This window comes from Streptomyces sp. ISL-99 (assembly GCF_018614005.1).
In the GTDB taxonomy this organism is placed as follows: domain Bacteria; phylum Actinomycetota; class Actinomycetes; order Streptomycetales; family Streptomycetaceae; genus Streptomyces; species Streptomyces flavidovirens.
Map to the genome: position 1 here is coordinate 199,984 of NZ_JAGGPC010000038.1, position 25,947 is coordinate 225,930.

The 25,947-nt window shown below is 70.3% G+C and carries 19 protein-coding genes and 3 pseudogenes; 15 read left to right on the plus strand and 7 right to left on the minus strand.

Annotation, left to right across the window (positions count from 1 at the left end):
• Nucleotides 1-4: 4 nt before the first annotated feature.
• Entirely contained in the window at nt 5-1,759 is a 1,755-nt protein-coding gene (locus tag J7E91_RS23665; RefSeq protein ID WP_214908055.1) for an ABC transporter substrate-binding protein, read from the minus strand.
• A 177-nt stretch (nt 1,760-1,936) separates the two neighbouring features.
• Between J7E91_RS23665 and J7E91_RS23670 the strand changes: the two genes are divergently transcribed.
• The 8 genes from J7E91_RS23670 to J7E91_RS23705 all read left to right on the plus strand — a co-directional run bounded on the left by J7E91_RS23670 (nt 1,937) and on the right by J7E91_RS23705 (nt 10,473).
• Nucleotides 1,937-3,091, plus strand: a complete 1,155-nt coding sequence (locus J7E91_RS23670; RefSeq protein ID WP_214908057.1) for an FAD-binding oxidoreductase — start codon at nt 1,937-1,939, stop codon at nt 3,089-3,091.
• Between the two features lie 41 nt (nt 3,092-3,132).
• On the plus strand, nt 3,133-3,447 hold the full coding sequence (locus tag J7E91_RS23675; protein WP_214908059.1) for a (2Fe-2S)-binding protein: 315 nt from the start codon (nt 3,133-3,135) through the stop codon (nt 3,445-3,447).
• Nucleotides 3,428-4,957, plus strand: coding sequence for an NAD(P)/FAD-dependent oxidoreductase (locus tag J7E91_RS23680; RefSeq protein ID WP_214908061.1), 1,530 nt, complete (start codon nt 3,428-3,430; stop codon nt 4,955-4,957). Before J7E91_RS23675 ends, J7E91_RS23680 begins: the two co-directional genes overlap by 20 nt.
• A gap of 68 nt (nt 4,958-5,025) precedes the next feature.
• Nucleotides 5,026-5,943, plus strand: coding sequence for a dihydrodipicolinate synthase family protein (locus J7E91_RS23685; RefSeq protein ID WP_214908193.1), 918 nt, complete (start codon nt 5,026-5,028; stop codon nt 5,941-5,943).
• A gap of 58 nt (nt 5,944-6,001) precedes the next feature.
• Entirely contained in the window at nt 6,002-7,006 is a 1,005-nt protein-coding gene (locus J7E91_RS23690) for a proline racemase family protein (protein ID WP_214908063.1), read from the plus strand.
• Nucleotides 7,007-7,112: 106 nt separating this feature from the next.
• Nucleotides 7,113-7,835 carry a GntR family transcriptional regulator gene (locus J7E91_RS23695; RefSeq protein WP_214908065.1) on the plus strand — a complete coding sequence of 241 codons (723 nt, stop codon included), beginning with the start codon at nt 7,113-7,115 and terminating at the stop codon, nt 7,833-7,835.
• Between the two features lie 138 nt (nt 7,836-7,973).
• Nucleotides 7,974-9,239, plus strand: coding sequence for an alpha/beta fold hydrolase (locus J7E91_RS23700; RefSeq protein ID WP_214908067.1), 1,266 nt, complete (start codon nt 7,974-7,976; stop codon nt 9,237-9,239).
• Nucleotides 9,240-9,282: 43 nt separating this feature from the next.
• A complete protein-coding gene (locus J7E91_RS23705) occupies nt 9,283-10,473 on the plus strand; it encodes a M6 family metalloprotease domain-containing protein (protein WP_214908069.1) in 1,191 nt (396 codons plus the stop codon).
• Between the two features lie 122 nt (nt 10,474-10,595).
• Here the strand turns inward: J7E91_RS23705 and J7E91_RS23710 are convergent, their stop codons facing one another.
• Entirely contained in the window at nt 10,596-12,209 is a 1,614-nt protein-coding gene (locus tag J7E91_RS23710; RefSeq protein WP_214908071.1) for a hypothetical protein, read from the minus strand.
• 163 nt (nt 12,210-12,372) lie between these two features.
• Here J7E91_RS23710 and J7E91_RS23715 point away from each other — a divergent pair, with 163 nt between their 5' ends.
• Nucleotides 12,373-13,566, plus strand: a complete 1,194-nt coding sequence (locus J7E91_RS23715; RefSeq protein ID WP_308376972.1) for a helix-turn-helix domain-containing protein — start codon at nt 12,373-12,375, stop codon at nt 13,564-13,566.
• Between the two features lie 45 nt (nt 13,567-13,611).
• On the opposite strand, the gene J7E91_RS23720 is transcribed toward J7E91_RS23715, so the two are convergent.
• A complete protein-coding gene (locus J7E91_RS23720) occupies nt 13,612-15,966 on the minus strand; it encodes a collagenase (protein ID WP_214908073.1) in 2,355 nt (784 codons plus the stop codon).
• Nucleotides 15,967-16,240: 274 nt separating this feature from the next.
• Here J7E91_RS23720 and J7E91_RS23725 point away from each other — a divergent pair, with 274 nt between their 5' ends.
• Complete coding sequence (locus J7E91_RS23725) at nt 16,241-16,633, plus strand: MmcQ/YjbR family DNA-binding protein (RefSeq protein WP_308376973.1); 393 nt, start codon at nt 16,241-16,243, stop codon at nt 16,631-16,633.
• 48 nt (nt 16,634-16,681) lie between these two features.
• Nucleotides 16,682-16,792 (plus strand): annotated as a pseudogene (locus tag J7E91_RS36185) (AraC family transcriptional regulator); the annotation flags it as partial.
• 77 nt (nt 16,793-16,869) lie between these two features.
• Here J7E91_RS36185 and J7E91_RS23730 read toward each other — a convergent pair.
• From J7E91_RS23730 to J7E91_RS23740, 3 genes and pseudogenes are all read right to left on the minus strand, one after another.
• Nucleotides 16,870-18,315, minus strand: a complete 1,446-nt coding sequence (locus J7E91_RS23730) for an amino acid permease (protein WP_214908075.1) — start codon at nt 18,313-18,315, stop codon at nt 16,870-16,872.
• Between the two features lie 439 nt (nt 18,316-18,754).
• Nucleotides 18,755-20,917: an RNA polymerase recycling motor ATPase HelR gene (gene helR, locus J7E91_RS23735; protein WP_214908076.1), complete on the minus strand. Its 2,163-nt coding sequence runs from the start codon at nt 20,915-20,917 to the stop codon at nt 18,755-18,757.
• Between the two features lie 234 nt (nt 20,918-21,151).
• A pseudogene (locus tag J7E91_RS23740) lies at nt 21,152-22,370 on the minus strand (glycosyltransferase).
• Nucleotides 22,371-22,776: 406 nt separating this feature from the next.
• On the opposite strand from J7E91_RS23740, the gene J7E91_RS23745 reads away from it, so the two are divergent.
• The 4 genes and pseudogenes from J7E91_RS23745 to J7E91_RS23760 all read left to right on the plus strand — a co-directional run bounded on the left by J7E91_RS23745 (nt 22,777) and on the right by J7E91_RS23760 (nt 25,001).
• Complete coding sequence (locus J7E91_RS23745) at nt 22,777-22,923, plus strand: hypothetical protein (protein ID WP_214908078.1); 147 nt, start codon at nt 22,777-22,779, stop codon at nt 22,921-22,923.
• A gap of 154 nt (nt 22,924-23,077) precedes the next feature.
• Complete coding sequence (locus tag J7E91_RS23750) at nt 23,078-23,563, plus strand: cation:proton antiporter regulatory subunit (protein WP_214908079.1); 486 nt, start codon at nt 23,078-23,080, stop codon at nt 23,561-23,563.
• 6 nt (nt 23,564-23,569) lie between these two features.
• Nucleotides 23,570-24,447, plus strand: a pseudogene (locus tag J7E91_RS23755) (cation:proton antiporter).
• Nucleotides 24,448-24,548: 101 nt separating this feature from the next.
• Complete coding sequence (locus tag J7E91_RS23760) at nt 24,549-25,001, plus strand: cytochrome P450 (protein ID WP_214908081.1); 453 nt, start codon at nt 24,549-24,551, stop codon at nt 24,999-25,001.
• On the opposite strand, the gene sbnA is transcribed toward J7E91_RS23760, so the two are convergent.
• A complete protein-coding gene (gene sbnA / locus J7E91_RS23765) occupies nt 24,908-25,927 on the minus strand; it encodes a 2,3-diaminopropionate biosynthesis protein SbnA (protein WP_214908083.1) in 1,020 nt (339 codons plus the stop codon). The genes J7E91_RS23760 and sbnA overlap by 94 nt on opposite strands.
• Nucleotides 25,928-25,947: the final 20 nt, after the last annotated feature.

Below are 25,947 nucleotides of genomic sequence, written 5' to 3' on the forward strand. Positions count from 1 at the left end.
GGCATCAGTTCGCGCTGCGGGACGGGTTCTTGAGACCGACCGTCGCGTAGTCGATCTGGCCACCGAAGGAGGTGTGACCGAAGGCTCCCGCGATGTTGGTGCCGAGCAGCAGCGGCATGCGTTCGGTCACGGCGGGGGCAGTCGGGGCCTTCGCGAGGATCTCCCCGTCCAGCCGCTGCCACGCCTTGTTGGCCCGCGCGGCATCGGTCATGGCGGCGATGGCGTCCATGCGCTTCATCGTGGCTTTGTCGCGGAAGAGCGAGTGGTTGCCGGAGTTCCCCTTCTCCTTGATGTAACGGCCGTCGAAGACGAAGGGCAGGAAGGTGGATCCGGAGGGATAGTCGGGGCACCAGCCGGTGTAGACGAGGTCGGTGCGGTTCTTGGTGTCGCCGATGGTGTCGTAGAAGGCGGACGGGTCGACGGTCTCGATGACGACCCTGATGCCGGCCCGGCCGAGGGACTGCTGGATCGCTTCGCCGACTCCCTTGTCGCCGTTGGACACGGTGATGCTGGTGGCGAAGCCGTCCGGCTTGCCCGCTTCCTCGAGGAGCTGGTTGGCCTTCGTCACGTCACCGGTGACCGGGATCCTCAGGCTGTCGGGCTGCTTGCCGCCGAAGAGCGAGCCGGGCATGAGGGCGGTGGCCGGATCGTTGAGGGCGGGGCCGCCGGAGGCGGTCAGGACCGCCTCACGGTCCAGTGCGTACTGCACGGCCTGGCGGACCTTGACGTTGTCGAAGGGGGCGCGAGCCGTGTGCATCTGCACCATCTCGGTGCAGTTGCTGGACTCGGCGAGCAGTCGCGCCTTGACGTCGGCCTTGGTGAGCACCTTGGGGGTGCTTTCGGGGCGCAGCTTGCCCCAGGAGACGGCGGAGGCGTCCGGGCCCTGGGAGGCGATGAGCCGGTCGTCGATCTGGTTGGCCTTGAGTCCCATCACCACGACCAGCCTGTCCGGGTACGCCTTGCGCACTGCGTCCGTCGCCGGGTCCCAGTGGGTGTTGCGGACCAGCACGAGTCGCTTGTCGCGGGCGTACGACTCGATCTTGTACGGGCCCGAGGAGAACGGGCGGTTGTCGTACTGAGGGCCCCTGTCCCGTGACTTCGGCACCGGGGCGAAGGTGGGCAGCACCGTGGCGTACGGAAACTCCGCGAAGGGCTTGCGCAGTTCGAAGACGATCGTGTGGTCGTCGGGGGTCTTGACGGAAGCCAGGTGCTTGCCCTGGGCGGGGCCCTGGTATCCCTCGGCGCCGGCGAGATAGCGGGCCGCGTAATCGGGACCGCCGGGCAGGTCGGGGGAGAAGGACCGCTCGACGTTGTACTTGATGTCCTGGGCGGTGATCGGGGTCCCGTCCTCGTACTTGAGGCCCTTCTTGAGCTTGAAGGTCCAGGTCTTGGCGCCGTTGGAGGAGACGCCGAGGTCCTCGGCGAGGTCAGGGGTCAACTCCCCGCCCTTGGCGCCCGGTTCGGCTTTGTACGTCACCAGTGTGCGGTAGAGCAGCCGGGTGCCGAAGTCCATGTCGCCCATGACCCAGTTGCGGGCCGGGTCGAGGTGTGTGAAGTCCTGGTTGGACAGGACGGTCAGCGTGCCGCCCTTCTGCGGAGTTCCGCCGACTGCCGCACCGACGTTGCCCGTTGCCGGGTTAATCCCGTTGGCTCTGTCCTGGCCGCCGCCGGAGTGTTTGCCGCCGGAACAGCCGGCCGTGCCGAACGCGACGGTCGCCGCCAGAGCGGTGGCGACAGCGTGAAGAGTGCGCTTGTTCATCAGTGGTCACTCCGTGAACAGTCGGGCAGCCAGAGCGGCTGGAATGTGACCGGTAACATAGTAATGTGAAATTGTACTGACAACCCATCGGCACCTCCGTTATCGAGCTGTGTCCCAGCGGTGGTTGACCGGCGAGGGGTCTTGGCAAGCAGTAGTGCAATGTGAAATATTACTGACGTGCTCACGAGGAACTCGTCGGACGTCATCGTCATCGGAGCGGGTGTGGTCGGCGCCGCCTGCGCCTACTACGCCGCCCGGGCCGGTCTCACCGTCACCGTGCTCGACCGCGGCCCCGTGGCGGGTGGCACCACGGGTGCCGGTGAGGGCAACCTCCTGGTCTCCGACAAGGAGCCCGGCCCCGAACTCGAACTCGCGCTGCTCTCCTCGCAGTTGTGGTGCGAGCTCGCCGAACTGCTCCCACCCGCGACCGAGTACGAGCCCAAAGGCGGCCTCGTCGTCGCCTCCGGTGAGGCCGGCATGGCCGCACTGCGCGACTTCGCGGCCGGGCAGGAGAAGGCGGGGGTCACGGCCCACGAGATCCCGGCGGACCGGCTGCACGACCTGGAGCCCCACCTCGCCCCCGCCCTGGCGGGCGGCTTCCACTATCCGCAGGACGCCCAGGTCCAGCCCGCACTGGCGGCGGCCCATCTGCTGAAGGCGTCGGGGGAGCGGGTGCGGCTGCGGCTCGGCGAGGAGGTCACCGGCCTGCTCACCGGGGCCAGTGGCGAAATCCGGGGGGTGCGCACGGCGTCGGGGGAGGTGCACGGCCCGTACGTGGTCAACGCCGCCGGCACCTGGGGCGGTGAACTCGCCCGGCTCGCGGGGGTGGAGCTCCCCGTGCTGCCCCGCAGAGGGTTCGTGCTCGTCACCGAACCGCTGCCGCGCGTGGTGCGGCACAAGGTGTACGCGGCGGATTACGTCGCCGACGTGGCCAGTGGGTCCGCCGCGCTGCAGACCTCGGCGGTGGTCGAGGGCACGCCCGCCGGGCCGGTCCTGATCGGCGCCAGCCGTGAACGGGTGGGCTTCGACCGGTCCTTGTCGGTCGAGGTGCTGCGGCGCCTCGCGGCCGGGGCCACGGCTCTGTTCCCCGCGCTGGCCGGGGTGCGGGTGATGCGGACGTACGCGGGCTTCCGCCCGTACCTGCCGGACCACTTGCCCGCGATCGGTCCCGATCCACGCGTCCCCGGGCTGCTGCACGCCTGCGGCCACGAGGGCGCGGGAATCGGCCTCGCACCGGCCACCGGGCTGGTCATCGCCCGGTGTCTGACCGGCGGTGAACCGCCCCTCGACACCACGCCGTTCAGGCCTGACCGCTTCGCGGCCGCCGTCTGATCCACCCGCATCCGAGACCCGCACACGAGAGGAGGCCCGCAGTGGCCCGTACCCCCGCCGAACTGGTCGGGGCGCAGCCCGAGCCGCCGTTCGAGATCACTCTGGACGGACGTCCCGTGGCCGCCCTGACCGGACAGTCCGTCGCCGCCGCGCTGTGGGCAGCGGGCATCCTCGCCTGGCGCACCACCCGCGTCGGCGGCGGGCCGCGAGGCGCCTTCTGCGGCATCGGCCAGTGCTACGACTGCCTCGCCACCATCAACGGAGAGCCCAACCGGAGGGCCTGCCTGGTCCCGGCCCGCCCCGGTGACGCGATCACCACCCAGGAAGGACACGGCCGTGCCGGACTCAGCGTCTGAACCGTACGACCTCGCGGTCATCGGCGCGGGACCAGCCGGACTGTCCGGCGCCGTCACCGCCTCGGAATCCGGCCTGTCGGTCGCCCTTCTCGATACGTCCGGCCAGGTCGGCGGCCAGTTCTACCGGCATCCCGCACCCGCACTCGGAGCAGTCCGCCCCGAGGCCCTGCACCATGACTGGTCGGCCTTCGCCGAGCTGCGCCGACGCCAGGACGCGAGCGACATCACTCACCTGGCGGGGCATCACGTCTGGACGGTGACGCGGGAAGACGGGGGTGTGTGGGCGGTGCACGCCGTGACCGGGGCCGACGGCGACGGGGAGCGTCCCGTGTGTGTGCGGGCGCGAGCCGTCCTCCTCGCGACCGGGGCGTACGAACGTCAACTGCCCTTCCCCGGCTGGACTCTGCCGGGTGTGGTGGGTGCCGGGGGAGCCCAGGCCATGCTCAAGTCGGGGCTCGCGCTGCCCGGCAGGCGGGTCGTCGTCGCGGGCAGCGGCCCACTGCTGCTCGCGGTCGCCTCCTCGCTCGCCGCCGCCGGGGCACGCGTCCCCGCCGTGGTGGAGGCGTCAGGTTATCTGCGGTACGCCCGCCACCCCCGCGTCCTGGCCGCCAGTTCGCACAAACTCGCCGAAGCGGTGGCCCATGGCGCCGCGCTGCTCCGCCACGGCGTGCGGGTGCGCACGCGCAGCGCGGTCATCCAGGTGCACGGCACCGAACGAGTGGAGGCCGTTACGGTCGCCCGGCTCGACCCGAACTGGCGGCCCGTACAGGGGTCGGGCCGTCGGATCGAGTGCGACGCGCTCGCCGTGGGGCACGGACTCGCGCCCCAGATCGAGCTCGCCACCACAGTCGGCTGCGCCACCCGCCGTACCGCCGACGGAACCACCGCCCTCGTCCTGGACGACCTCCAGGAGACCTCGGTGTCCGGCCTGTGGGCGGCGGGGGAGACCGGAGGAGCCGGGGGCTCCCAACTGGCCCGTATCGAAGGGGAATTGGCGGGAACCGCCATCGCCGCCCGGCTGCTCGGGCGGCCCCGGCTCGCCCGGAGCGGGCGCGTGGACGAACTGCGCCGTCACCGCGACCGCATGCGCGACTTCGCCGATGTCATGGCCGCCGCTCACGCGCCCGGACCCGGATGGGCGCACTGGCTGACCGACGACACGGACGTGTGCCGCTGCGAGGAGGTCACCGCCGGACGCGTCCGCGAGGCGATCGACGACCTCGGCGCCCGTGACGCGCGGACCGTCAAGCTCCTCACCCGGGCGGGCATGGGGTGGTGTCAGGGGCGGATGTGCGGTGCGGCCGTGGCCTGCCTCGCGTCCGGCGGCGGCGCGGTGCCGCCGCCGGACGAGCGCCGCCCGCTCGCCGTTCCCGTGACGCTCGGGGTGCTCGGCGCCCTCGGCTCGCCCGACGAGGCGGCTGAGGCGGTCGAGGGGGCTGAGGGGGCTGAGGTGACCGATGTGGGCACCGTATCCGACGCCGCGCATTCCGCCGGGAAGGCCGACGGCTGAACCCCTGTGCCCCCGCGGCACCGCACCATCCAAAGTAAATGTCACACGCCATAGAAGGGCTCACCGGCATGACCGCCACCACCGCCACCACCTGGAACAACTCCCGCCCCTGGCGCGGCATCATGGTCGCCACCGCGCTCCCCCTGCGCGCGGACCTCTCCATCGACTACGACGCCTACGCCGAACACGTCCGCCGGGTCATCGAGAACGGCTGCGACGGCGTGGTCCCCAACGGCTCGCTCGGCGAGTACCAGACCCTGACCGACGAGGAGCGGGCCCGCGTGGTCCACACCGCGGTAGAGGCCGCGGGCGACGGGGCCCGGGTGATGCCCGGCGTCGCCGCGTACGGCAGTGCGGAGGCCCGGCGCTGGGCGGAGCAGGCGGCCGAGGCGGGCGCGGGCTCCGTACTGCTCCTGCCGCCGAACGCCTACCGCGCCGACGAGGGGGCCGTACGCGCACACTACGCCGACGTGGCCCGGGCCGGCCTCCCCGTGGTGGCGTACAACAACCCCATCGACACCAAGGTCGACCTGACCCCCGCCCTGCTCGCCCGGCTCCACGGCGACGGGCACATCGTGGCCGTCAAGGAGTTCACCGGCGATGTCCGCCGCGCGTACGAGATCGCCGAACTCGCCCCGGAGCTCGACCTGTTGGTTGGCGCGGACGACGTTCTGCTGGAACTCGCCGTGGCCGGTGCGGTCGGCTGGATCGCGGGTTACCCCAACGCCTTCCCGGCCGCCTGCGCCGCGCTTTACCACGCGGCGGTGGCCGGAGACCTGCGGACGGCGGTTCCCCTCTACAAGTCGCTGCACCCACTGCTGCGCTGGGACTCGAAGACCGAGTTCGTCCAGTCGATCAAGCTGTCCATGGACATCGTCGGGCGTCATGGCGGCCCGGTCCGCCCTCCGCGCGTCCCGCTCACGGGCCCGGTGGAGGCCGCCGTGCGGGAGGCGACCGAGAAGGCCGTCGCCGACGGTCACAGCTGACCACCTGACCACCTGACCACCTGATCGCCTGATCGCCTGATCGCCGAAAGGATCCTCCGTGCGCACGCGTCACGTCTTCCACGCAGTCGACTCGCACACCGAGGGCATGCCCACGCGCGTCATCACCGGTGGCGTCGGGGTGATCCCCGGCGCCACCATGGCCGAGCGCCGAATCCATTTCATGGAACACCTCGACCACGTACGGACGCTGCTGATGTACGAGCCGCGTGGCCACGCCGCCATGAGCGGCGCGATCCTGCAGCCGCCCACCCGCCCCGACGCCGACTACGGCGTTCTCTACATCGAGGTCTCCGGCCTGCTGCCCATGTGCGGACACGGCACCATCGGGGTGGCCACGGTCCTCGTCGAGACGGGCATGGTGCCGGTCACCGAACCCGTCACCACCGTCCGCCTCGACACCCCGGCCGGTCTGGTCACCGTAGACGTACACGTGACGGACGGTGCGGCCACCTCCGTCACGCTCACCAACGTGCCCGCGTTCTGTGCGGGGCTCGACCGCAAGGTGGACGTCCCCGGCCACGGGACGGTGACCTACGATCTCGCGTTCGGCGGCAACTTCTACGCCTTCGTGCGACTCGACGAACTCGGGCTGCCCTTCGACCGTACCCGCAAGGACGACCTGCTGGCCGCCGGCCTGTCCATCATGGAGGCGATCAACACGTCGCCGGACCGGCCGGTCCATCCGGAGCAACCGGAGATCGCCGGCGTCAAGCACGTCTACCTGGCGGCGCCCGGCTCCGACGCCGTCCGCTCCCGCCACGCGATGGCCATCCATCCCGGTTGGTTCGACCGCTCGCCGTGCGGCACCGGCACCTCCGCCCGCATGGCCCAGCTCCACGCCCGAGGCGACCTTCGCCTCGGCCGTGACTTCGTCAACGAGTCGTTCATCGGTACGGAGTTCACCGGCCGGCTGATCGGGGAGACGGAGGTCGGCGGTGTTCCCGCGGTCGTCCCCACCGTCACCGGCCGGGCCTGGATCACCGGTACCGCGCAGTACTTCCTCGATCCGACCGATCCGTTTCCCGGAGGCTTCCTCCTGTGACCGCAGACGTCACCTCCGTCGCCGCCGCCGTCGACCTCCACCCTGTCACCCGCAGAAGCAACGTGACATTGTACTCTGGTGATCTCGGCAGTACGAAGGGAACACCATGGGGCACTTGGCACAGCGCGACCTCAACGCCACCCGCGAGCGGCTGCGCGACCAGGTCGCCCACGCCCTGCGAGCCGCCCTGATCTCCGGCGAACTGCGGCCGGGCGCGGTGTACTCCGCACCCGCGCTCGCCGATGACTTCGGGATCTCGGCGACGCCCGTACGCGAGGCGATGCTCGACCTGGCCCGGGAGGGTCTGGTCGAGCCCGTCCGCAACAAGGGGTTCCGGGTCACCGAGGTCTCCGAGAGCGACCTCGACCAGTACACCGCGATCCGGGCCCTGATCGAGGTTCCGACGGTGGGGCAGGTCACCCGCAGCGCCACCCGCGAGGAGCTGGAGGCGCTGCGGCCGGTCGCCGAGGAGATCGTGCGGGCCGCCCGCGACCACGACCTGATCGGCTACCTGGAGGCCGACCGGCGCTTTCACCTCTCGCTGCTTGCGCTCTGCGGCAACGAGAGGCTGGTCGAAACCGTCGGCGACCTGCGCAAGCGGTCCCGCCTGTACGGGCTCACCGCCCTGGACGAGAGCGGCGAGCTGATTCCCTCGGCCGAGGAGCACCTGGAGCTGCTCGACCTGATGCTGGCGGGCGACGCGAAGGGTGCGGAGAAGTGCATGGCCCGGCACCTGGGCCATGTCCGCTCCCTGTGGGCCAGGGGTGAGAGCGCGCAGGGCTCCGCAGGCCGGCGATCCCGGCCGGCGAAGCGGGCCGCGACCGGCTGACAGGGGCGGCCTCCACAGGGCGCGTTATGCGCACGTAGGGGCTTCCCAATCCCCGTCGGTCGCACCAGGCCGAATCGTACCGAGTTAAGCAATGTCACACTGCACATCAGCGCGGCTACTCGACCGGGAAAGGGATCCATGAACCCCGCGTACGCGACCGTCGACCACGTCTTCACCACCCCCCTGGACCACTCGGCCCCGCACGGGCCGACCATCCAGCTCTTCGCCCGCGAGGTGGCGGATCCCGGCCGGGTGGGTGAGCAACTGCCCTGGCTGCTCTACTTGCAGGGCGGGCCGGGCGGCAAGTCACCTCGCCCGTACGCCGGTTCACCCGGCTGGCTGCCCCAGGCGCTCAAGACCCACCGTGTGCTCCTTCTCGACCAGCGCGGCACCGGCCGCTCCACACCCGTCACCGCGCGGGCGGCCTCCCGCTTCACCTCCCCGGCCCAACTCGCCGACCATCTCAGCCACTTTCGCGCGGACGCGATCGTCGCCGACGCCGAACTGATCCGCCGGCGCCTGTGCGGCGACGAACCGTGGGAGACGCTCGGCCAGAGCTACGGCGGCTTCATCACGCTCACCTATCTGTCGCAGGCACCCGAAGGACTACGCGCCTGCTACGTGACCGGAGGCATTCCCGGCCTGTCCGCCACAGCCGACGACGTGTACGCGCGCACCTACCCCCGGGTGCGGGACCGCGTCCTCGACTTCTACGCCCGCTACCCGGACGACGCCGACCGGCTGCGCGAGATCGCCCGCATCCTGACCGCCACCGACGTTCGCCTGCCCGACGGAGACCGGCTCACCACCCGCCGCCTGCGCACCCTCGGTCTCGCCCTCGGCATGGGGGGCGGCTTCGAGCGGGTCCACTGGCTGCTCGACGAATCCCTGGACGCGCGGGGCGAGTTGACCGACACCTTTCTCCACCAGGTGATGGATCTGACCGGCTTCACCGACAATCCGCTGTTCGCCGTCATGCAGGAGACGCTGTACGGGCAGGGGGACAAGCCCACCGGCTGGGCGGCGTCCCGCGCGATGACGGGCTTTCCGGAGTTCGCCGAGGACGCGGACCCCTTCCTCCTCACCGGCGAAATGATCTACCCCTGGATGTTCCGGGAGATCAAGGGCCTGCGCCCCTTCGCCGACGCCGCAGACCTCCTGGCCGAACGCACGGACTGGTCACCGCTGTACGACCCCCGCCGCCTCGCCGCCAACCGGGTGCCGCTCGCCGCGATCGTTTACCACGACGACATGTACGTGGACGCCGAGCTCTCGCTGCGCACCGCGCGCGACGTCGGCGCCACCCGCGTGTGGGTCACCAACGAATGGGAGCACGACGGCGTCACCGCCTCCGGTGACCGCGTGCTGTCACGCCTGATGGACCTGGCGGCGGGCCGCGCGTAACTCTCCGCACACCACTCCTCGACCTGCCTCCGACGGGAGAGACATGACCAACCTGCCCCGCCGCCTGCGGCCCCTTGCCGCAGCGCTCGTCCTCGCGTCCTGCCTGTCCGCCCCCGCCGCCGCGGCTGCTGCGACCGAAGCGCCCAAGCCGCCTGCCTCCGCGAGCGATTGCGCGCTTCCAGGAAGGACCGGCTGGACCGACGAGGGCCACAACACCGACCGGACGCAGTTCCAGCCGTCCACCGGGACCCGGCGCGTGCTGATGCTGTTCGTGGACTTCCCGGACGTCCCGGCCGCCGACTCCACCGAGCCCTACGCCGCCCAACTGGCCCCGGCCGCCGCCTGGATGCACCGTGCCAGCTACGGCCGCTTCCGGCTCAAGAACACCCCGCTGCACCGCTGGATCCGCATGCCCGCCGACTCGACCTCCTACGGATTCGCGCGCGGCCTCACCTTCGAGACCCACGAGAAGTACGTACGCGACGCGATCACGGCTGCCGACCCCTACGCGAACTTCTCCCGGTACGACATGGTCCATGTCGTACCCCCGAAGGCGGCGGCCGCCATCCCCTTCTCCCCGACCTACCTCTACGATCCGGCCGCGGCAGGGATCACCGCCGACGGCAAACGCCTCAAGTGGGCCGTCACCTTCGGGCAGGACATGTGGCGCTGGGGCCGCAAGGTCGTCGCCCACGAGACGTCCCACACCTTCGGCCTGCCAAACCTCTACTCCTTCACCGGCGCAACCCACCAGTACGTGGGTGGCTGGGACGTCATGGGCGACATCGCCGGCCCCGCCCCGCAGTACCTCGGCTGGCACTCCTGGAAGCTCGGCTGGACCCGCGACCGCCAGGTCGCCTGCCTGCCCGCGTCCGGCCACCGCACGGTACGGCTGACCGCGGTGGAACGACCCGGCGGAACCAAGATCGCCGTACTGCGCACCGGTGAGACGACGGCGTACGTCGCGGAGTCCCGTCGGGCCGAGGGCAACGACCGGGACGCCTGTTCCACCGGGGTCCTGATCTACAAGGTCGACTCCGCCGCCCGGACCGGCGAGGGACCGGTCAGGGTGATGAACGCGAACCCGACTGCTGCCCCCCCCCCGGGCTGCACCCAACTGGACCTGGCCGCGTACGCCCCCGGCCAGACCTTCACCGATCCCGGGACCGGCGCCCGCATCGATGTCCTGGCCGGCGGCAGAGCGGGGGACACGGTGCGGCTCAGCAAGGGATGAGCGTGTCCCGGGGCGGATGACCCATGGCAGCAGGTCACAAGCCCTGCACGGCAAAAGGCAGCCGGGCCCGCCCCCCGTACGGGTCGGCCCCGACCGGCACCGCGCCGCCTGCGGCGACGGACTCACACGGGAGGCAGCGTGCCCTGGCCGAAGAGCCGCCGCTCGCCGTGCAGCGTGTACGGGGTGGTGCGCAGGTCCACGATCCGGATGCCGAAGATCTTCAGCTGGAGCATCAGCTCGGTCCTGAGGTCGTATCCGGCGGTGAGCTCCCAGGCGGGCGCCGCCCCCGTCGCCGCGGCTGCGCGTCCGGTGAGCTGTACGGACAACTCGCCGCTGACGCCTGCCGTGTCGTACAGCGAGACGGACGCGCGGGCGCCGACGGTGGCTTTCGCGGTCGCGGCCCCCTCCACCCGCGGCTTGCCGCCCTCGGTGCGCTGCTCGGCGTGACGGACCGGCTGCCAGCCTTCCTTGCGGTCGTAACGGGCCCCGATGTCGAACGAACCGGCCGTGCGCTGCTCGGCGTCGAGGACGATGCGGCCGTCGGCGGTGAAGCGGTAGACGAAGACCACCTCGGTGTTGACGACCACGGGCACCGGGCCGACCCAGAAGGTGTGCTGACCGGTGACGGACGCGAGGGGAGTGGTGATCTCGCCGGAGTCGACCGCGCGGGTCACTTTTCCGTGCACCTGCCAGTCGTATCCGTACGAGCCGCCGAGCCCGACGGCGGCCCGTTCCGGCAGGACGGACAGCCCGGCCCGCTTCTCGTACTGGAAAAACACCTCGGGAGTGAAGCGCACCTCACCGGCCAGCCGTGCCGGGGAGCGGTCGGTCGCCTCGATGCCGGCGGGCAGCGGAACGTCGAGGCCCAGTCGCAGTGTCGTGAGCGGTGTCGCCGCGTCCCGGGGCAGGCCGGAGCTTTCCGGTGCCGGCGCCGGTGCCGAGTCAGTGGCCGGAGCCCCGGTGGACGCACCCGCGGCAGGTGCACCGAAGGCCGCACCGGCCCGCTCCGAGGCGGCCTGGGACGCGCCGTCCGCCGTGCCGTGCGGCGTCGCGGAAGCAGACGCGGACGCGGTCGCAGAGGCGGAAGGGGAGGCGGACGCGGATGCGTCGGGCAGGGCCGGGGACGGTGTCGCCGTGCCCCTGCCCGTGCTTTCGGGCCTTGGGGCGGCGGGAGTTCTCGAGGCGTCGGCGGGCCGCCCCGTCGTCGCGGTGACGCCCGACGACAGGGGCTTGACCCGCAGCCGGTCGGCCGCGACCGCGGCGCGCTGATTCACCGTGCGGTCGCCGAGGAGCTCCGGCAGGGTGGCGGGCGCGGTGGTCACGGTCACTTCGCCACCGGACGTCCCGGTCACCTCGGCGACTTTGAACAGCGCGCCCGTCGGAGCCGACCGGTTGGGGGCCGAAGCCACCACGTCCCCCGTCCGTACGGGTTCCTTCCCGGTCGTCGTCAGCACCGCTCGTCGCTGCCGCTGGTCGTACGAGGCGATCCGTACGGACGAGGCGTGCACCCGCCGGTCGGGCTTCGCAGTGGGCTGCGCGACCACGGCGTCACCCTCCGCGGTCTCCGCCCCCGCGAAAGCGGGGGCGGAGGCGCCGCTCCTGGGCCGGGACGCGGCGGCGTCCCTGCCCAGCGGGTCGACGGCACCGGACAGCAGCGCCTGCGCGCCGAAGCCGGCGGGCACGAGTATGCCGAGGACGGCGGCGGGCAGTGCCGCGCGTCGCCAGGAAACGGCCATGGAAATCCTTTGCTGAGTGGGGGGGGTGGGCGCCGCCTCGCGGCACCCCAAGTTCTGCCGCCCCCAGGACGCTTGGCGACCGGGAGCGGGGACGTCTGCACCTAGCATGACGATCGTCATACGTACGCACCATGGAGGAAGTCACCGAGCGATGAGGGGTGCAGTGGAGGTTTCCACAACGGTGGCGGCGGCGGTCACCGCCCTGCGAGCCGACATGGGGTCGGTCGTCAAAGAGGTGACGGACCGTTTGCGGGCCGAATTGCCGTCGTACGCGCGCGTGCCACCGGATCTGCTGACGCTGCGCGTGGCGAGAGCGATGGACCGCGGCCTGACGGTCGTGCACCGGCTGTGCGAACACCACTGCTGCGCCGGACCCGAGCTCCCGGTGCACGGCCCGGTGCACGGCCCTGGGCAGGCTGCTCAACAGCCGGCTCGTACCGGCACGATCGGTGACACCTTGCCGGTCGACGACGTCATCCGCGCGCACCGGATCGGCGTGGACGTCGTCTGGTCGCGTTTCAGCCGGGAGATGACCATGCGCCGGGCGACCCCCGAGGAACTGCTGGCCATCGGCGAACAAGTGTGGTCCTGGGCCGCCGCCATGACGGTACGGATCGTGCGCCGCAGAGCGGAGGACGCCTCGCCCGCAGGGCCCGGGTTGGAGGAGTACGTACGCATGCTGCTGCTCGCCCCCGTGGACGCGGCTGCGGTGCGAGGCTGGGCGGGCGGCTCGGCGCCCGCCGGAATGCCATTTCGCGCCAGGGCGGCCTCCGGCCCCACGGCCGTCGCGCATGTGGTCGAGATGCTGCGGCCCTGGGTCGCGGTGGGCCCGGCCGGGGGCCTCATGGTGACGACGGTCGACGGCGACGTGGCCGGGCTGCTGGCCGCACGCCCTCCGAAGCTGTTCCGCGACCTCGTGCTCGGACTGGGCGCCGCCGCCCACCCGTGCGACGTCGCCAGTGAGTTCGCTTCGGCCTCCCTGGCTCTGCGGGTCGCGGTGTCGTTCGACCTGTCCGGCGTGCACACCAGTGACGAACTCGGCCTGCGCACCGCTGTCGTACAGACCCCGGCAGTTGGCGAACGCCTCGTCCACCAACGACTGGCCCCGTTGCGCGAGCGCGGGGAGGACGGCGCGCAACTGGAGGAGGCGGTCACGGCCTTCCTCGAACACGGCCTGCGCCTGGAGGCCGCGGCGCGCAGCCTGTTCGTCCATCCGAACACCCTGCGCAACCGGCTGCGGCGCTTCGAGGAGGTCTCCGGGACGAGCTTGCGCGACCCGGCCGACCTGGCGGAGACGTGGTGGGCGCTGGCACACCAGCGCGTACACGGCCGCCCCGGCGCCCCCACCGACGCGTAGCGCCGAATGACAACCGGGCGGGCGCTGTTCGAGGCCAATCAAATCTCAGCTGCGCAGAGGCCCTTCGCAGGCGTAAGGAGCCGTGCCCGCACGGCCGTTGGGCCAGACCTCGACCGGTCCGAACGAGCAGTTCATGTCCTCGAAGTTGTCCCCGCCCCTCTCACTCCGCTCCAGGACGAAGTAGTCGACGGTCTCCGACATGTCCTTGAAGACGAGATCAGGACTGGTCGCGTCGCTGAGATTGGCAGTGATACGCCCGGTGCACACGAACCGGCGCTTGCCCGTGGTGTCCGCCGTGTCCTTGCACTCCGGCGTGGACTGCGTGGCGGAGACGAAGGCCGACCGGATCTGCTCGGCCGTCGAATGCCGCAGTGAAGCCGTCGGCAGAAACGAGGTGTTGGGCACGAACAGGTCGTCCACCTTGGCGATCTGCGCGTCCAGGAACGCGTCGTACGCCCGCTGCAGCGCCGCGTCCGAACCCAGCCGGGCCCGCCAGGCGTCGAAGGCCGCCGGATTGTCGGCGCGCAGGTGCCGGTACATCTCCTGGAGCAGCGCGGGCCGGTCGCGCCACAGGAACTCGAAGAAGGTGCCCGCGTAGGAGTAGAAGCGGAAGCCGTCTCCGTCGTACGTGGCGTGCAGCAACTGGTTGACGGTCATCCGGGGGCCGCCGCCGGCCGTGTCGTTGATGACGCTGCGGACCAGCGATTTGCGGACCGCGACGCCGTCGTCCCGCGTCGCACCGTCGAAGAACTCGGCCGTACCCTCGTCCATCGCGGTCGTACGGTCGCCGGTGTACCAGGCACCCTCGCCGAAGTAGTCGGGCACGGCGAACCGGCCGTTGAGGTAGTGCACGTACTCGTGCCGGAACAGCTCCTCCAGCGTGAGGGACGAGTCCTGCGGCACCCGGCGCTGGTAGGTGTAGAACGTCGCACCGCGCTCGATGTAGACGCCGCCGTTCGCCGTCCCCATGCCGGTGAGGATCGGGTGGTAGACCTCGTAGTCCTTTCGGGACGCGTACAGCGCGATGTTGAGCGTGGTGTTCGTGTCGCCGGTCAGCGGCTGCTCCGTGCCGAGGACCCGGTGGAACTGCGCCTTGACCTGCTTGCTGGCGTAGTACAGCTGGTCGACGGTGGTGCGGTCGAGAGCGGTGCGGACCTTGATGGCTCCGTTGTCGTAGGTGTAGGTGTACGGGAAGATCCGCCGCTCGATGTCCTCCGCGCACACCTTGTACGGCTTGCACGCCTCGTAGAAGTTGAGCCAGGAGACGGTCTTTCCCCAGGGCTCGCTGCCCAGACCGAAGTTGCGCTCGGTCGTACCCAGGAGCGCGCCGAGGTCGGGCACGATCGTCGGCTTGAGCGCCGCTATCTGCCCGAAGCGGCCGTACTCGCCGAGGGCGTCGCGCACGACCCACTCATTGGCGGTGCCCTTGAGATGGAGGTAACCGGCGAAGGCCTTGAACGCGTTGCGGTACGAGGCGTTCTGCGTGACCACGTTGTGGAAGGCGGTGTCCTTGTTGCCCGGGTAGACACCCAGGTAGTTCACGGAGAGCGCGGCCAGCGCCGCGTTGCCCCAGGCGGAGTCCTTGTTGGTGTCCGGGTGGTACTGGTCCATCGTGGCCAGCACCGTCTTGATCAGCCCCAGTTGCGAGTGGCGCAGGCCGGGGGCGCTGGCGGCGTAGAGCGCCTCGCGCAGGGTGTTGGCGTTGGCGCGCGTGACATCGAAGGTGCGGGTGGCCGTACCGAAGGCGTAGACGGCTCGGCGTATCGCCTCGACGGTCGGCGTGTCGGTGAGGTCGATCTCGTCACGCGAGAAGTCATGGAACGCCGCGGCATGCAGGAACGTGAACATCTCGTACAGGTGGCTGCCGTTCTTCCCGTCGTGCGAAGCGGCCAGCGCGGAGACGCGGCGGGCGACGGCTTGGACGTGGGCGTCCGACATGACCCGGGCGAGCCTGGGATCCCAGGTCCAGATGAGCGTGCGCAGGCAGCCGTCGGCGGTCACCGCAGGGTCGGCGAGGAAGTCGGCGAAGCGCTCGGGGCTCAGGCCGGCGACACCATCGAGCGTGCAGGGGACTCCGGCGGCATGAACGCCGGTACGGGGGGCGGCGCCAGGGGCGGTCTGCGGTCCTGGGATGCGGCCCGCGGCGTTGCGGCCGCCGCCGGGGGCCGGGGCGGGGCGTGCGACGGGCTTCGGGGCTTCGGCCAGTCGCTGGACCTCGTCGAACGGGTTGTCGCCGTGGGCGACGGGAGCGGCCGCCGCGGCGGCCGGTCGGCCGCCGAACGTGCCGGGGACGCTCCGTGGGTCTTCGAACGCCTGGACGGTCTGTGCGGCTGTGGCGAGGAGCGTCGCCGCGATGGCGCCGGCGAGCAGAGAGGTGCGCACGGTTCTGAACTGGGACACCGGTGACTCCTGTGTGGGAGGTGAAAGAAGGGGAGTGTGACAGCGGTGCGGAGCAGTGAAACGACGTAACACACGCGGGAGTTGAGAGAACCCACCTCTGCGATGTGACCCGTAACATAGTAATGTGAAATTGCACTGACAACCCTTGTGTACCTCTGAATCTTGGATCCGGTGGATCCGTAGCCGCTCCTCCCAGATGCTTCCGCTCGCTGAGGCTAGCGTGGTGGGACGGCTGTCCGCGCGGGCAGTGTGACCTGCGGTAGGAGGAGGCGTAGTGAAGGCTGCGGTGCGCAAGTGGGAGGCGGTGCGGGCGTTCGCTCTCGGGCTGCCGGGAGCCGGGGAAGAGTTCCCCTGGGGTCCCGAGGACTGCGTAGTGAAGGTCAACAAAAAGATCTTCGTCTTTCTCGGCAACGCGGACGGGCCCCAGCCTCCCGGACTGTCCGTCAAACTGAAGGACCCGGCGCTGCACGAGCACGCGATGACCGCGCCAGGGGCCGAGCCCACCGGTTACGGACTCGGCAAGGCCGGCTGGGTCTCCGTGCCACTGGGGGAGAAGGGAGCGCCTACGGCCGAGGTGCTGTGCGAGTGGGTTGAGGAGAGCTACCGGACCGTCGCCCTCAAGCAGCAGGTCAAGGAACTCGACGTGCGGATCGAGGCCAACGGCTAGACGAGCCGCACGTCCGGGGGACTGCCGGTCAGCGGGCTGACGACCGGCGAGGCCCTGGCCGCTCGCCACCCTCAGGTGGAGGTCGACCCGGACGTGCTCTACGCGGACAACGGCAGCGTACTCACGTCCGTCGGCAAGGCCGCAGCGCTGGACCGGTGTCTCGCGACCCGTACACCCGCGCCCTTGGCCGCCCGGGCCCTTCCTGGCAGGACGAGCCCGAGCGGCACAGCAACGCGCTACGGCTTCGTGACCGCGTCACCCGTACCGGCGCGGAGTCGGTCCCGTACCACCGAGATGGCCACGACCAGCGCCGCCACCAGCACGGAGAGAATCACCTGGTCGCGCCCCGCGTCGTCGGTGAGCATGTAGGCCAGCACGAAGGAGATCATCGCGATGGTTGCCCACGTCAGGTACGGGAAGAGCCACATCCGCACAACCAGCTGGTCCGGCGCCTCGCGCAGGATGATGCCGCGCATGCGCAGTTGCGTGAAGCAGATGACCAGCCAGACGAACAGTGCGACCGCGCCGGAGGAGTTCAGCAGGAACAGGAAAACGGTGTCCGGCCACTGGTAGTTGAAGAAGACCGCGACGAAGCCGAAGACGACCGAGCCGAGGATCGCCGCCGTTGGCACACCGCGGCTGTTCGTACGGGCGAAGCTCTTGGGCGCGTCACCGCGCTCGCCGAGTGAGAAGGCCATGCGCGACGCGGTGTACAGACCGGAGTTGAGGCAGGACAGTACAGCGGTCAGCACGATCACGTTCATGATCTGACCGGCGTGCGGGATGCCGATCGCGTCGAGCGCCGCGACGTACGAGCCCTTCTCGGTGATCGCCGGATCGTCCCATTTCAGCAGCGACACGACGACCAGGATCGAGCCCAGGTAGAAGACGCCGATCCGCCAGATCACGCTGTTCGTGGCCTTGGTGACCGCGCGCCGCGGGTCTTCGGACTCACCGGCGGCGAGGGTGACGATCTCGCTGCCCATGAAGGAGAAGACGACCATCAGTACGCCGGTGAGGATCGCCCCGGGCCCGTTCGGCAGGAAGCCGCCGTGGCCGGTCAGATTGGCCAGCCCCACCGCTTCGTGTCCGGAGCCGGGCAGCAGGCCGAAGACAGCCAGCCCGCCGATCACGATGAAGGCGGCGATGGCGACGACCTTGATTCCGGCGAACCAGAACTCGAACTCGCCGTACGAGGACACGGACGCCAGATTGGTCGCGGTGAGCACGACCATGACGATGAGCGCCCAGGCCCACTGCGGAACGGCCGGAACCCACCCCTCCAGGATCACGGCACCCGCCGTCGCCTCGACCGCCAGCACGACGACCCAGAAGAACCAGTACAGCCAGCCGATCGAGAATCCGGCCCAGCGGCCCAGCGCCTGGTCCGCATAGGCGGAGAACGACCCGGAGGTCGGCTGCGCCGCGGCCATCTCGCCCAGCATCCGCATGACGAAGACGACGATGGTGCCGACCAGGGCGTACGACAGCAGGATGCCGGGACCGGTTGCCACGATGCCGGAGCCGGATCCGACGAACAGGCCCGCACCGATCACACCGCCGATCGCGATCATGGACAGATGGCGGTTCTTGAGCCCGGCGTGGAGCCCGCCCGGGGGAGGCGTCTGCCCGGTCTCACGGGGTGGCGACACCACGTTGGTGCGTGTCGGTTGTGCGCTCATGCTCAGTCCTTACGGAGGGAAGGAAGTGGGGCGTATCCGTCCAGCGGGATGTGTCCAGGCACCGAGTGCGGTGGGGCGGCACTGTGGGCGAGCAGGCAGGGAAGCTGCCCCGTCGTAGCAGGTGGGCCGGGTTCGCGGCGTGCACGCCGAAGCCCTCGAATGCTGAACGGTCGCCCGGCCCGCGCAGCCTCGCCGGTATGGGTCGCCGGGGAGGGGTGCGGGGCGTACGGGGCGCTGGGGAGGGTGACCTGGCGCGGGAATCGGGGTACGCAGAAGGTAGGGCGACGCCGTCGGCACCACCATGGACAGATGTCATGCGTGACTGAGCGCTCTTCATACAGATGCTCAACAGGAGTCGCGGAGCCCACGTACACAGGTCGTATGCCGACGTACAGGAATGCCACCAACTCCGCCGGGAGGGGCGTCCGTACGGCATTCGTCAGGAGCTCGTGAGGATGACGAGTTGCTGGGTCGCTCGGGTCATCGCGACATAGCGGTCCACCGCTCCTTCGATGCCCGTGCCGAACGCCTCTGGGTCGATGAGGACGACCAGGTCGAACTCGAGCCCCTTCGACAGCTCCGGGGTCAGCGACCGGACGCGGGACGTCGTCCGGAATGTGCCCCCCTCAATCCCACCAGCGCCGATGACGCAGGCGATCCCGTCGGCATGTGCGGCGAGCCAGGTGTCGAGGACCGAGCTCAGATCCGAAGCAGATCCGTGTACGACGGGTACGTCGCTGCTGCGGATGGAGGTCGGCACGTTGGCGTCCGGGAGCACGGCCCGGATGACCGGCTCGGCCTCCGCCATGATTTCTTCCGGCGTCCGGTAGTTGATGCTCAGGGAGGCCAGGTTGATCCGGTCGAGCCCGATCCGCTCGAGCCGTTCCTGCCACGACTCCGTGAACCCGTGCCTGGCCTGGGCGCGGTCTCCGACGATGGTGAAGCTCCGGGACGGGCACCGGAGCAGCAGCATCTGCCACTCCGCGTCGGTCAGTTCCTGAGCCTCGTCCACGACGATGTGCGCGAACGGGCCGGCGAGGAGGTCCGGGGCAGCGGCGGGCGATGCGGTCGCGTCGACCAGGGTGTCCTTCATGTCCTGCCCGTACAGCATCGTCACCGCACCTTCCCCGTCGGCATCGGCCTCAAGCAGGGCGTCGATGACGTGGGCCATGTGCTCGCGTTCGGTGGCGACAAAGGCGTTGTGCCGACGCTTACGCCGCGACGCCTCCGGGTCGCCGAGCCGCTGCCGTGCCGCGTCCAGGAGCGGCAGGTCGGACACCGTCCAGGCCTGGGCGTCCCGGCGCTGCAGTTGCTGAACGTCGTCAGGGCTGAGCCAGGGAGCGCACTTGCGCAGGTAGGCGGGTACCGACCACAAATCTCCGACGAGGTCGGCCGCTTCGAGCAGCGGCCACGCGCGGTCGAAGGCCGTGAGCAACTCCCTGTTCTTCAGCAGCGACTTGCGCAGCAGGTCGGCCGAGGCGTCGCCGTCGTGCTTGTCCACCAGGATCGTGAGCAGCTCCTCCCAGATCTGGTCGCGCGCCTCGTTGTGCGGAGCGCCGGGTTCTGCTGCTTCGAACGCCACGGCCCAGTCGTCGGCGCTCAGCCAGATGTCGGACCAGTGGGTCGTGACCGTCATCCCCTGGGTGGGCGGCTCCTCGTAGAACCTGACGGCCGTCTCGATCGCCTTCACCAGGCTCGCGGACGACTTCAGGAGGGCCACCTTCGGGTCGTCCTCGATCGCTGCCGCGGCTCCCTCGGCTACGAGGTCCCGCAGGGTGCAGGTCTGCACGCCCTCCTCTCCGAGGCCGGGGAGGACATCGGCGACGTAACCCAGGTAGGGCCGGCTCGGACCGACGAACAGCACGCCGCCCCGGCGGTGACCGAGGCGAGGGTCGGAGTAGAGGAGGTAGGCGGAGCGGTGCAGAGCGACGACGGTCTTCCCCGTACCCGGACCGCCGTCGACGACGAGAGCGCCGCGGGATCCCGCGCGGATGATGGCGTCCTGGTCGGCCTGGATGGTGCCGAGCACGTCTCGCATCCGTGGCGACCGGTTGCTGCCCAGGCCGGCGATGAAGGCGGACTGGTCGTCGAGCGCGGCGTGCCCGGCAAACCCGTCCGAGGTGAACACCTCGTCCCAGTAGTCGCTGATCCGGCCGCGGGTCCAGCGGTACCTGCGGCGGCTTGCCAGGCCCATCGGGTTGGCGTGGGTGGCTCCGAAGAACGGCTCAGCCGCGGGGGAGCGCCAGTCGAGCAGCAGCCGACGGCCCGCGCTGTCCGTAAGGCCAAGTCGTCCGACGTACACCGGCTCGGGGTTGTCCGCGCTGACCATGTGTCCGAGGCACAGGTCCAGACAGAAGCGACGCAGTGCGCGCAGGCGGGCGGTCAGCCGGTGGATCTCCATGTCCCGGTCCATCGCCTGCCGGCCAATGCCGCCGGGCGCCTTGCGCTCGGCATCGAGGCGGTCGGACAGGTCGGCTACCGACTGTTCCAGGCACTCCGCGATGGCCGCGAAGTGCTGCTCATCGCCGGCGATCAGCGTCGGGTCGGCCTTGGGGGAGAGGTGGTCGGGAAGGTCAAACGCGCTGGTGGTCAGGGGTTTCACAGCATCAGCTCCGATATGAGGTCGCTTGCGACCATTGCGCACGGCAAGGCGTCTGGACCGGCGTGACGAACCTGGGGGCCATGGCGGGCAACGCTCCGCCTGACGTGGGCCCGTGGCCGTTGTCGGTTCAGCTCGCCAGGGTGTGCGGGTTCTCGTGTTCTGGGCCCTGGGCCCTGGGCCCTCGGTCCTGGCTCGGTGGTCCCGCGTGGTTCACACGGACACCGGCGGCCTTTCTCAGCCGGCCGCGTCGAGCAGCAGCTTCGCGGCCACCGTTGTCCCGTCGGTGCGGACCGTGCCGGCCACGGCGGTCGCTCGTGCGCGGGTTTCGGGGGTCAGGGCCGTCCCTGAGCGCGGCCGACAGGGACTCGGTGGTGGGAGTAGGGCCGTCGTGTGCCGCGCCAATGCCCAGGTCGGCCACCCGGCCGGCCCAGTACGGCTGGTCCGCCGCCTGGGGTACCACCACCTGGGGCGCGCCGGCCCGGGCGGCCGTCGTCGTGGTGCCCGCACCGCCGTGGTGCACGACGGCGGCCACCCGGCCGAACAGTGCCTGCTGGTTGACCTCGCCGACGGCGAAGCAGTCGCCCTGGTCGTCGATCAGGGCAAGGTCGGCCCAGCCGCGGGCCACGACCGCGCGGCGGCCCTGCGCGCGGACCGCCTCGATGGCTGCCCGGGCGACGTACTGCGAGTCGGGCATGGGCATGCTGCCGAAGCCCACGTACACCGGTGGTGCGCCGGCGTCCAGGAACGCCACCAACTCGGCGGGGAGCGGGCGTTCGTCGGGAAGGATCCACGCGCCGGTCTGTACGACGTCGAGGTCCGCCGGTTCCTGCCACGGGTCCAGGATCGGGTCTGTCGCCAGCCATGGCTGGTCACCGATGACGTAGTCGCGGATGTTGCCCACCGGTGGCAGGCCGATCGAGGCCCGGTTCGTGTTGAGCGCCGCGCCGAACAACGCGTTGATGCTCTGGGCGTCCAGGTCCCACAGCACCCGGTTGTCGGTCACCTCCGGCGGGAACGGTCGGCCCGGATACGCCAGCGGCGGGTGGTGCGGCGACGGCAGGGTGAGCTGCTGGAACGTCACGGACACGGAGCGGATGCCCAGTTTCTCGGCCACCGACAGCGCGCCGGCCGCGGCCGGCATCATGCCGGTCGCCACCAACGCGTCGCATCCCTCGGCCGCCGCGGTGACCGCGTCGAACTGGCTGGCTATCACCTCGGCCGCGCGGTGGGGCAGGTTCGCCGACGACGGCGGCGGCGCCCCGGTGGTCAACGCGCGCGCCGACTGCCCCACGGGCACCAGCGGCACGCCGACACCGGCCAGCCGCTGCGCGAAGTCCTCGTCCGGCGGCGCGCATACCCGCACCTCCGCGCCGAGTGCCCGCAACCGCACCGCGAGTCCCACCAGCGGTTCGACGTCCCCGCGCGACCCATACGTAGACAACAACACACGCACTTCGTGACTCCCCCATTTCCGCAGCTTCTGGCTTCGGCCGCCGATTCTGCGGCATGACCCGGGCCTTGCCGCAAGGCCCCCCATGCGCTATATGTTGAAAGTGGAAAGGAGTGTGTATTCCCCTTTCCCTTTCTCGTCCTTTGTGGACGGACAATCACCTCGCGAAGCCGCGCCGCGCCGCGTACGGCGGTACCGTCGGCTCAGGTCACAAGACGGTCCGAAATGGAGCGATAGGCCTGCTCATCATGGCGCTGGGGGAAATCAACGAGCGACGTTGCCGACGCGCCCCTTGGGCAGCTATATAGGGCGCTGTGTAGCGGTTTTCGTCATTTCTCCTGCGCTGCAATCCTTTACCGAGCCATTACGTTGGGGCCGGCTGTCATGCGGCCGAAGTGATCGGGGAGACATGGCTTGCAGCATCCGTGCCGTGAACCTGCCCGTCACCGAGACGGCCTGCTGCCTGCTCGCGCCACTCGCCTTCCGGTCCGTGCGCGTCGACAACGCCGCTCGCGACAGCGTGCCTGATACCAGCGGCACCAGCCGCCGCGTCTAACGCCCGCAACTGACCCTGGCGCGGCCCCGGCTGATCGTGGCGCGTGATGCAGAATCGCCTGTCGAACGGGCACTCGTGCACGCGCTGACAGGCTGTACTCGAGCGACCGACGTGAAACCCGCACGCCTGCACCCACGTTGTTTTGGAGCACGCCATGGAGCCCACGGCTCACACCCGTAAAACCGTCCTGCCCGGAGTCGGCACCCGCTACGACCTGGAAACCGAAGCCGGCCGCCATCTCTCGGTCGTCATCCACCAGGACGGGCGGCGGATCCTCGCCTTCCACGACCCCGAAGAGGACGACAACTGCCGGGACTCGGCCGCGCTCGCGCCGCACGAGTCGACGGCCCTGGGCAAGCTGCTGACCCCCGACCCGGTCGCACATCTCCATCAGCACATGGAGATCGACCTGGTCACCGAACACATCGAGGTCACCAAACGGTCGCCGTACGCGGGACGCACGCTCGGCTCGACCCGGGCCCGCACGCGCACCGGCGCCTCCATCGTCGCCGTCCTGCGCCGTACCGCGGCCGTACCGTCACCCACCCCCGACTTCCGCTTCGCCATCGGCGACACCCTCGTCGTCGTCGGCACCCGAGAAGGCGTCGACGCCGTCGCCGAACTGATCACCGGAGGATAGACGCCCGTGCACAACACCACCGCCATGCTCATCGAACTCGGGGCCGTCATCCTGGGTCTGGGAATCCTGGGGCGCCTCGCCGGCCGAGTCGGATTCTCACCCGTACCCCTCTACCTGCTCGCCGGCCTGGCCTTCGGCCACGGCGGCATACTCCCGCTCCAGGCCAGCGAGGAGTTCATCGCCACCGGCGCCGAAATAGGCGTCATCCTCCTGCTCCTCCTCCTCGGCCTGGAATACAGCGCCTCCGAACTCGTCACCAACCTCAAGACCCAATACCCCTCCGGGGCCGTCGACTTCGTCCTCAACGCCGTACCCGGCGCCGCCGCAGCCCTGATCCTCGGCTGGGGACCGGTCGCCGCCGTCGCGTTGGCCGGAGTCGCCTGGATCTCCTCCTCCGGGGTCATCGCCAAGGTCCTCGGCGACCTCGGCCGCCTCGGCAACCGGGAAACCCCCGTCGTCCTCGGTGTTCTGGTCATCGAAGACCTGGCCATGGCCGTCTACCTGCCCATCCTCACCGCCCTGCTCGCCGGAGTGAGCCTCGCCGGCGGCACGATCACCCTGCTGATCTCCCTGGGTACCGTCGGCGCCGTCCTGTACCTGGCCCTGCGCCACGGCCGCCTCAAACGCGTGGCCGCTGGCGCGCCGGAGGCACCCTCGTCGCCCGCGGCGAGTTCTCCATCGTCATCGCCGGCCTCGCCGTCGGTGTCGAGCCCCGCATCGGCCCCCTGGCCACCGCCTACGTACTGATCCTCGTCATCATCGGCCCGCTCGCCGCCCGCTGGACCGAACCCCTCGCCCGCCGCCTCACCCGCCGCCCGGCCGGCCCGGCGCCCGCCGCTGCCCCGGAGGCGGAACGAGCCGACGCCGTCCACACGGCCACCTGACGCGCACCCCTTCGAGCGGTGGCACGGGCAGCGGCGCCGAGCCCGTCTGTCCCTGAAACAGGAAATCGATGACGCGCGCGTAACGGAGAAAATAGGGCAAAATGCGCTATCAGTCCTTGTTCCAGAGCCGCTACGCCGATGGCACAGCCGTGCCCGACAGCTCCACCGTCCACCAGGCCCTCGGCCTGGTATGGGCCGCCCGGGAGACCACCGCCGGGCAACTCGCATGGGGCCTCGCCGATCTGCTGACCCACCCTCAATACCAGACCGCCCTCTTGGCTGAACAACGCGAGCACCTGCCCGCCAGGCAGCCGTTGACCATGGAAGCGATGCATGCCCTGACCCACCTCGACCACCTGGTGTACCAATCCGAACGGCTGCACCCCCTGGCTGCCGTCCTGATCGCCCGTAAAGCGATGCACCACCTGCACATCGGCCCTTGCGGGTCCGGTGTTGCCGGTCAGGTGGCCGCGGCGCCTCGTCCGCGGGGGTGGGTGTCGGCAGGCCGGGAGCCGACCGGTGGCTCCTCGGAGTCGAACACGTCCTCGCCGTAGAGGGCCTGCAGCCAGTTGGTCTGGTACAGGGTGTCGAGGTAACGCTCCCCGAGGTCCGCGGCGATGGCCACCGCGGTGAGGTCACGGGTGTCGTGCTGGTCGAGCCACCCCATCGCGCCGCTGACCACCGTTCCGGTGGAGCCGCCGAACAAGAATCCGCGTCTGGCCAGACGACGGCAGGCACGGATGGTGTTCGCCTCTTCGACGTGGATGACCTCGTCGACGTACGCCTCGTCGAGCAGCGGTGGACGGACGCTCATGCCCAGTCCCGGGATCATCCGGCGGCCGGGGGGCCCGCCGAACGACACCGAGCCGACGCTGTCGATCGCGACGATCCGCACCGGACGGTGCCACTCCTGGAAGTAACGCGCGCAGCCCATCAGGGTGCCCGTGGTGCCGGCCCCGACGAACAGCACGTCCAGACGCGGGAACCCGCGAGCGATCTCCGGCGCCGTCCTGCGGTAGTGCGCCTTCCAGTTGCTCGGATTGGTGTACTGGCTGAGCCACACATACCGGTCGTCGGAGTCGCACAGCGCGCGGACGTAGTCGAGCCGCGCGCCGAGGAAGCCCCGGGCGTTCTGGGCGGCGATGACGTGCACCTGGCTGCCCAACGCCTCCATCATCAGCCTGGTCGCCAGGTTGCAGCGGGAGTCGGTCACGCACAGAAACCGGTAGCCCTTGCTCGCGGCGATCACGCTCAGTGCCACGCCCAGGTTCCCGGACGAGGATTCGACGATGACCGACTCCGGCTTCAGGACGCCGTCCCGTTCGGCGGTCTCGACCATCTCGATCGCGGTCTTCAGCTTGATCGAGCCGGCGAAGTTGAAGCCCTCGCACTTCAGGAAGAGCGAGTGCCCGAAGATCGGCCGGAGGTCGACGTAGAGGTCTTCCTCGTTGAAGGCCTGGGGAACGGATATGACTGGCACGATGGCCTCCTCATCTGCTG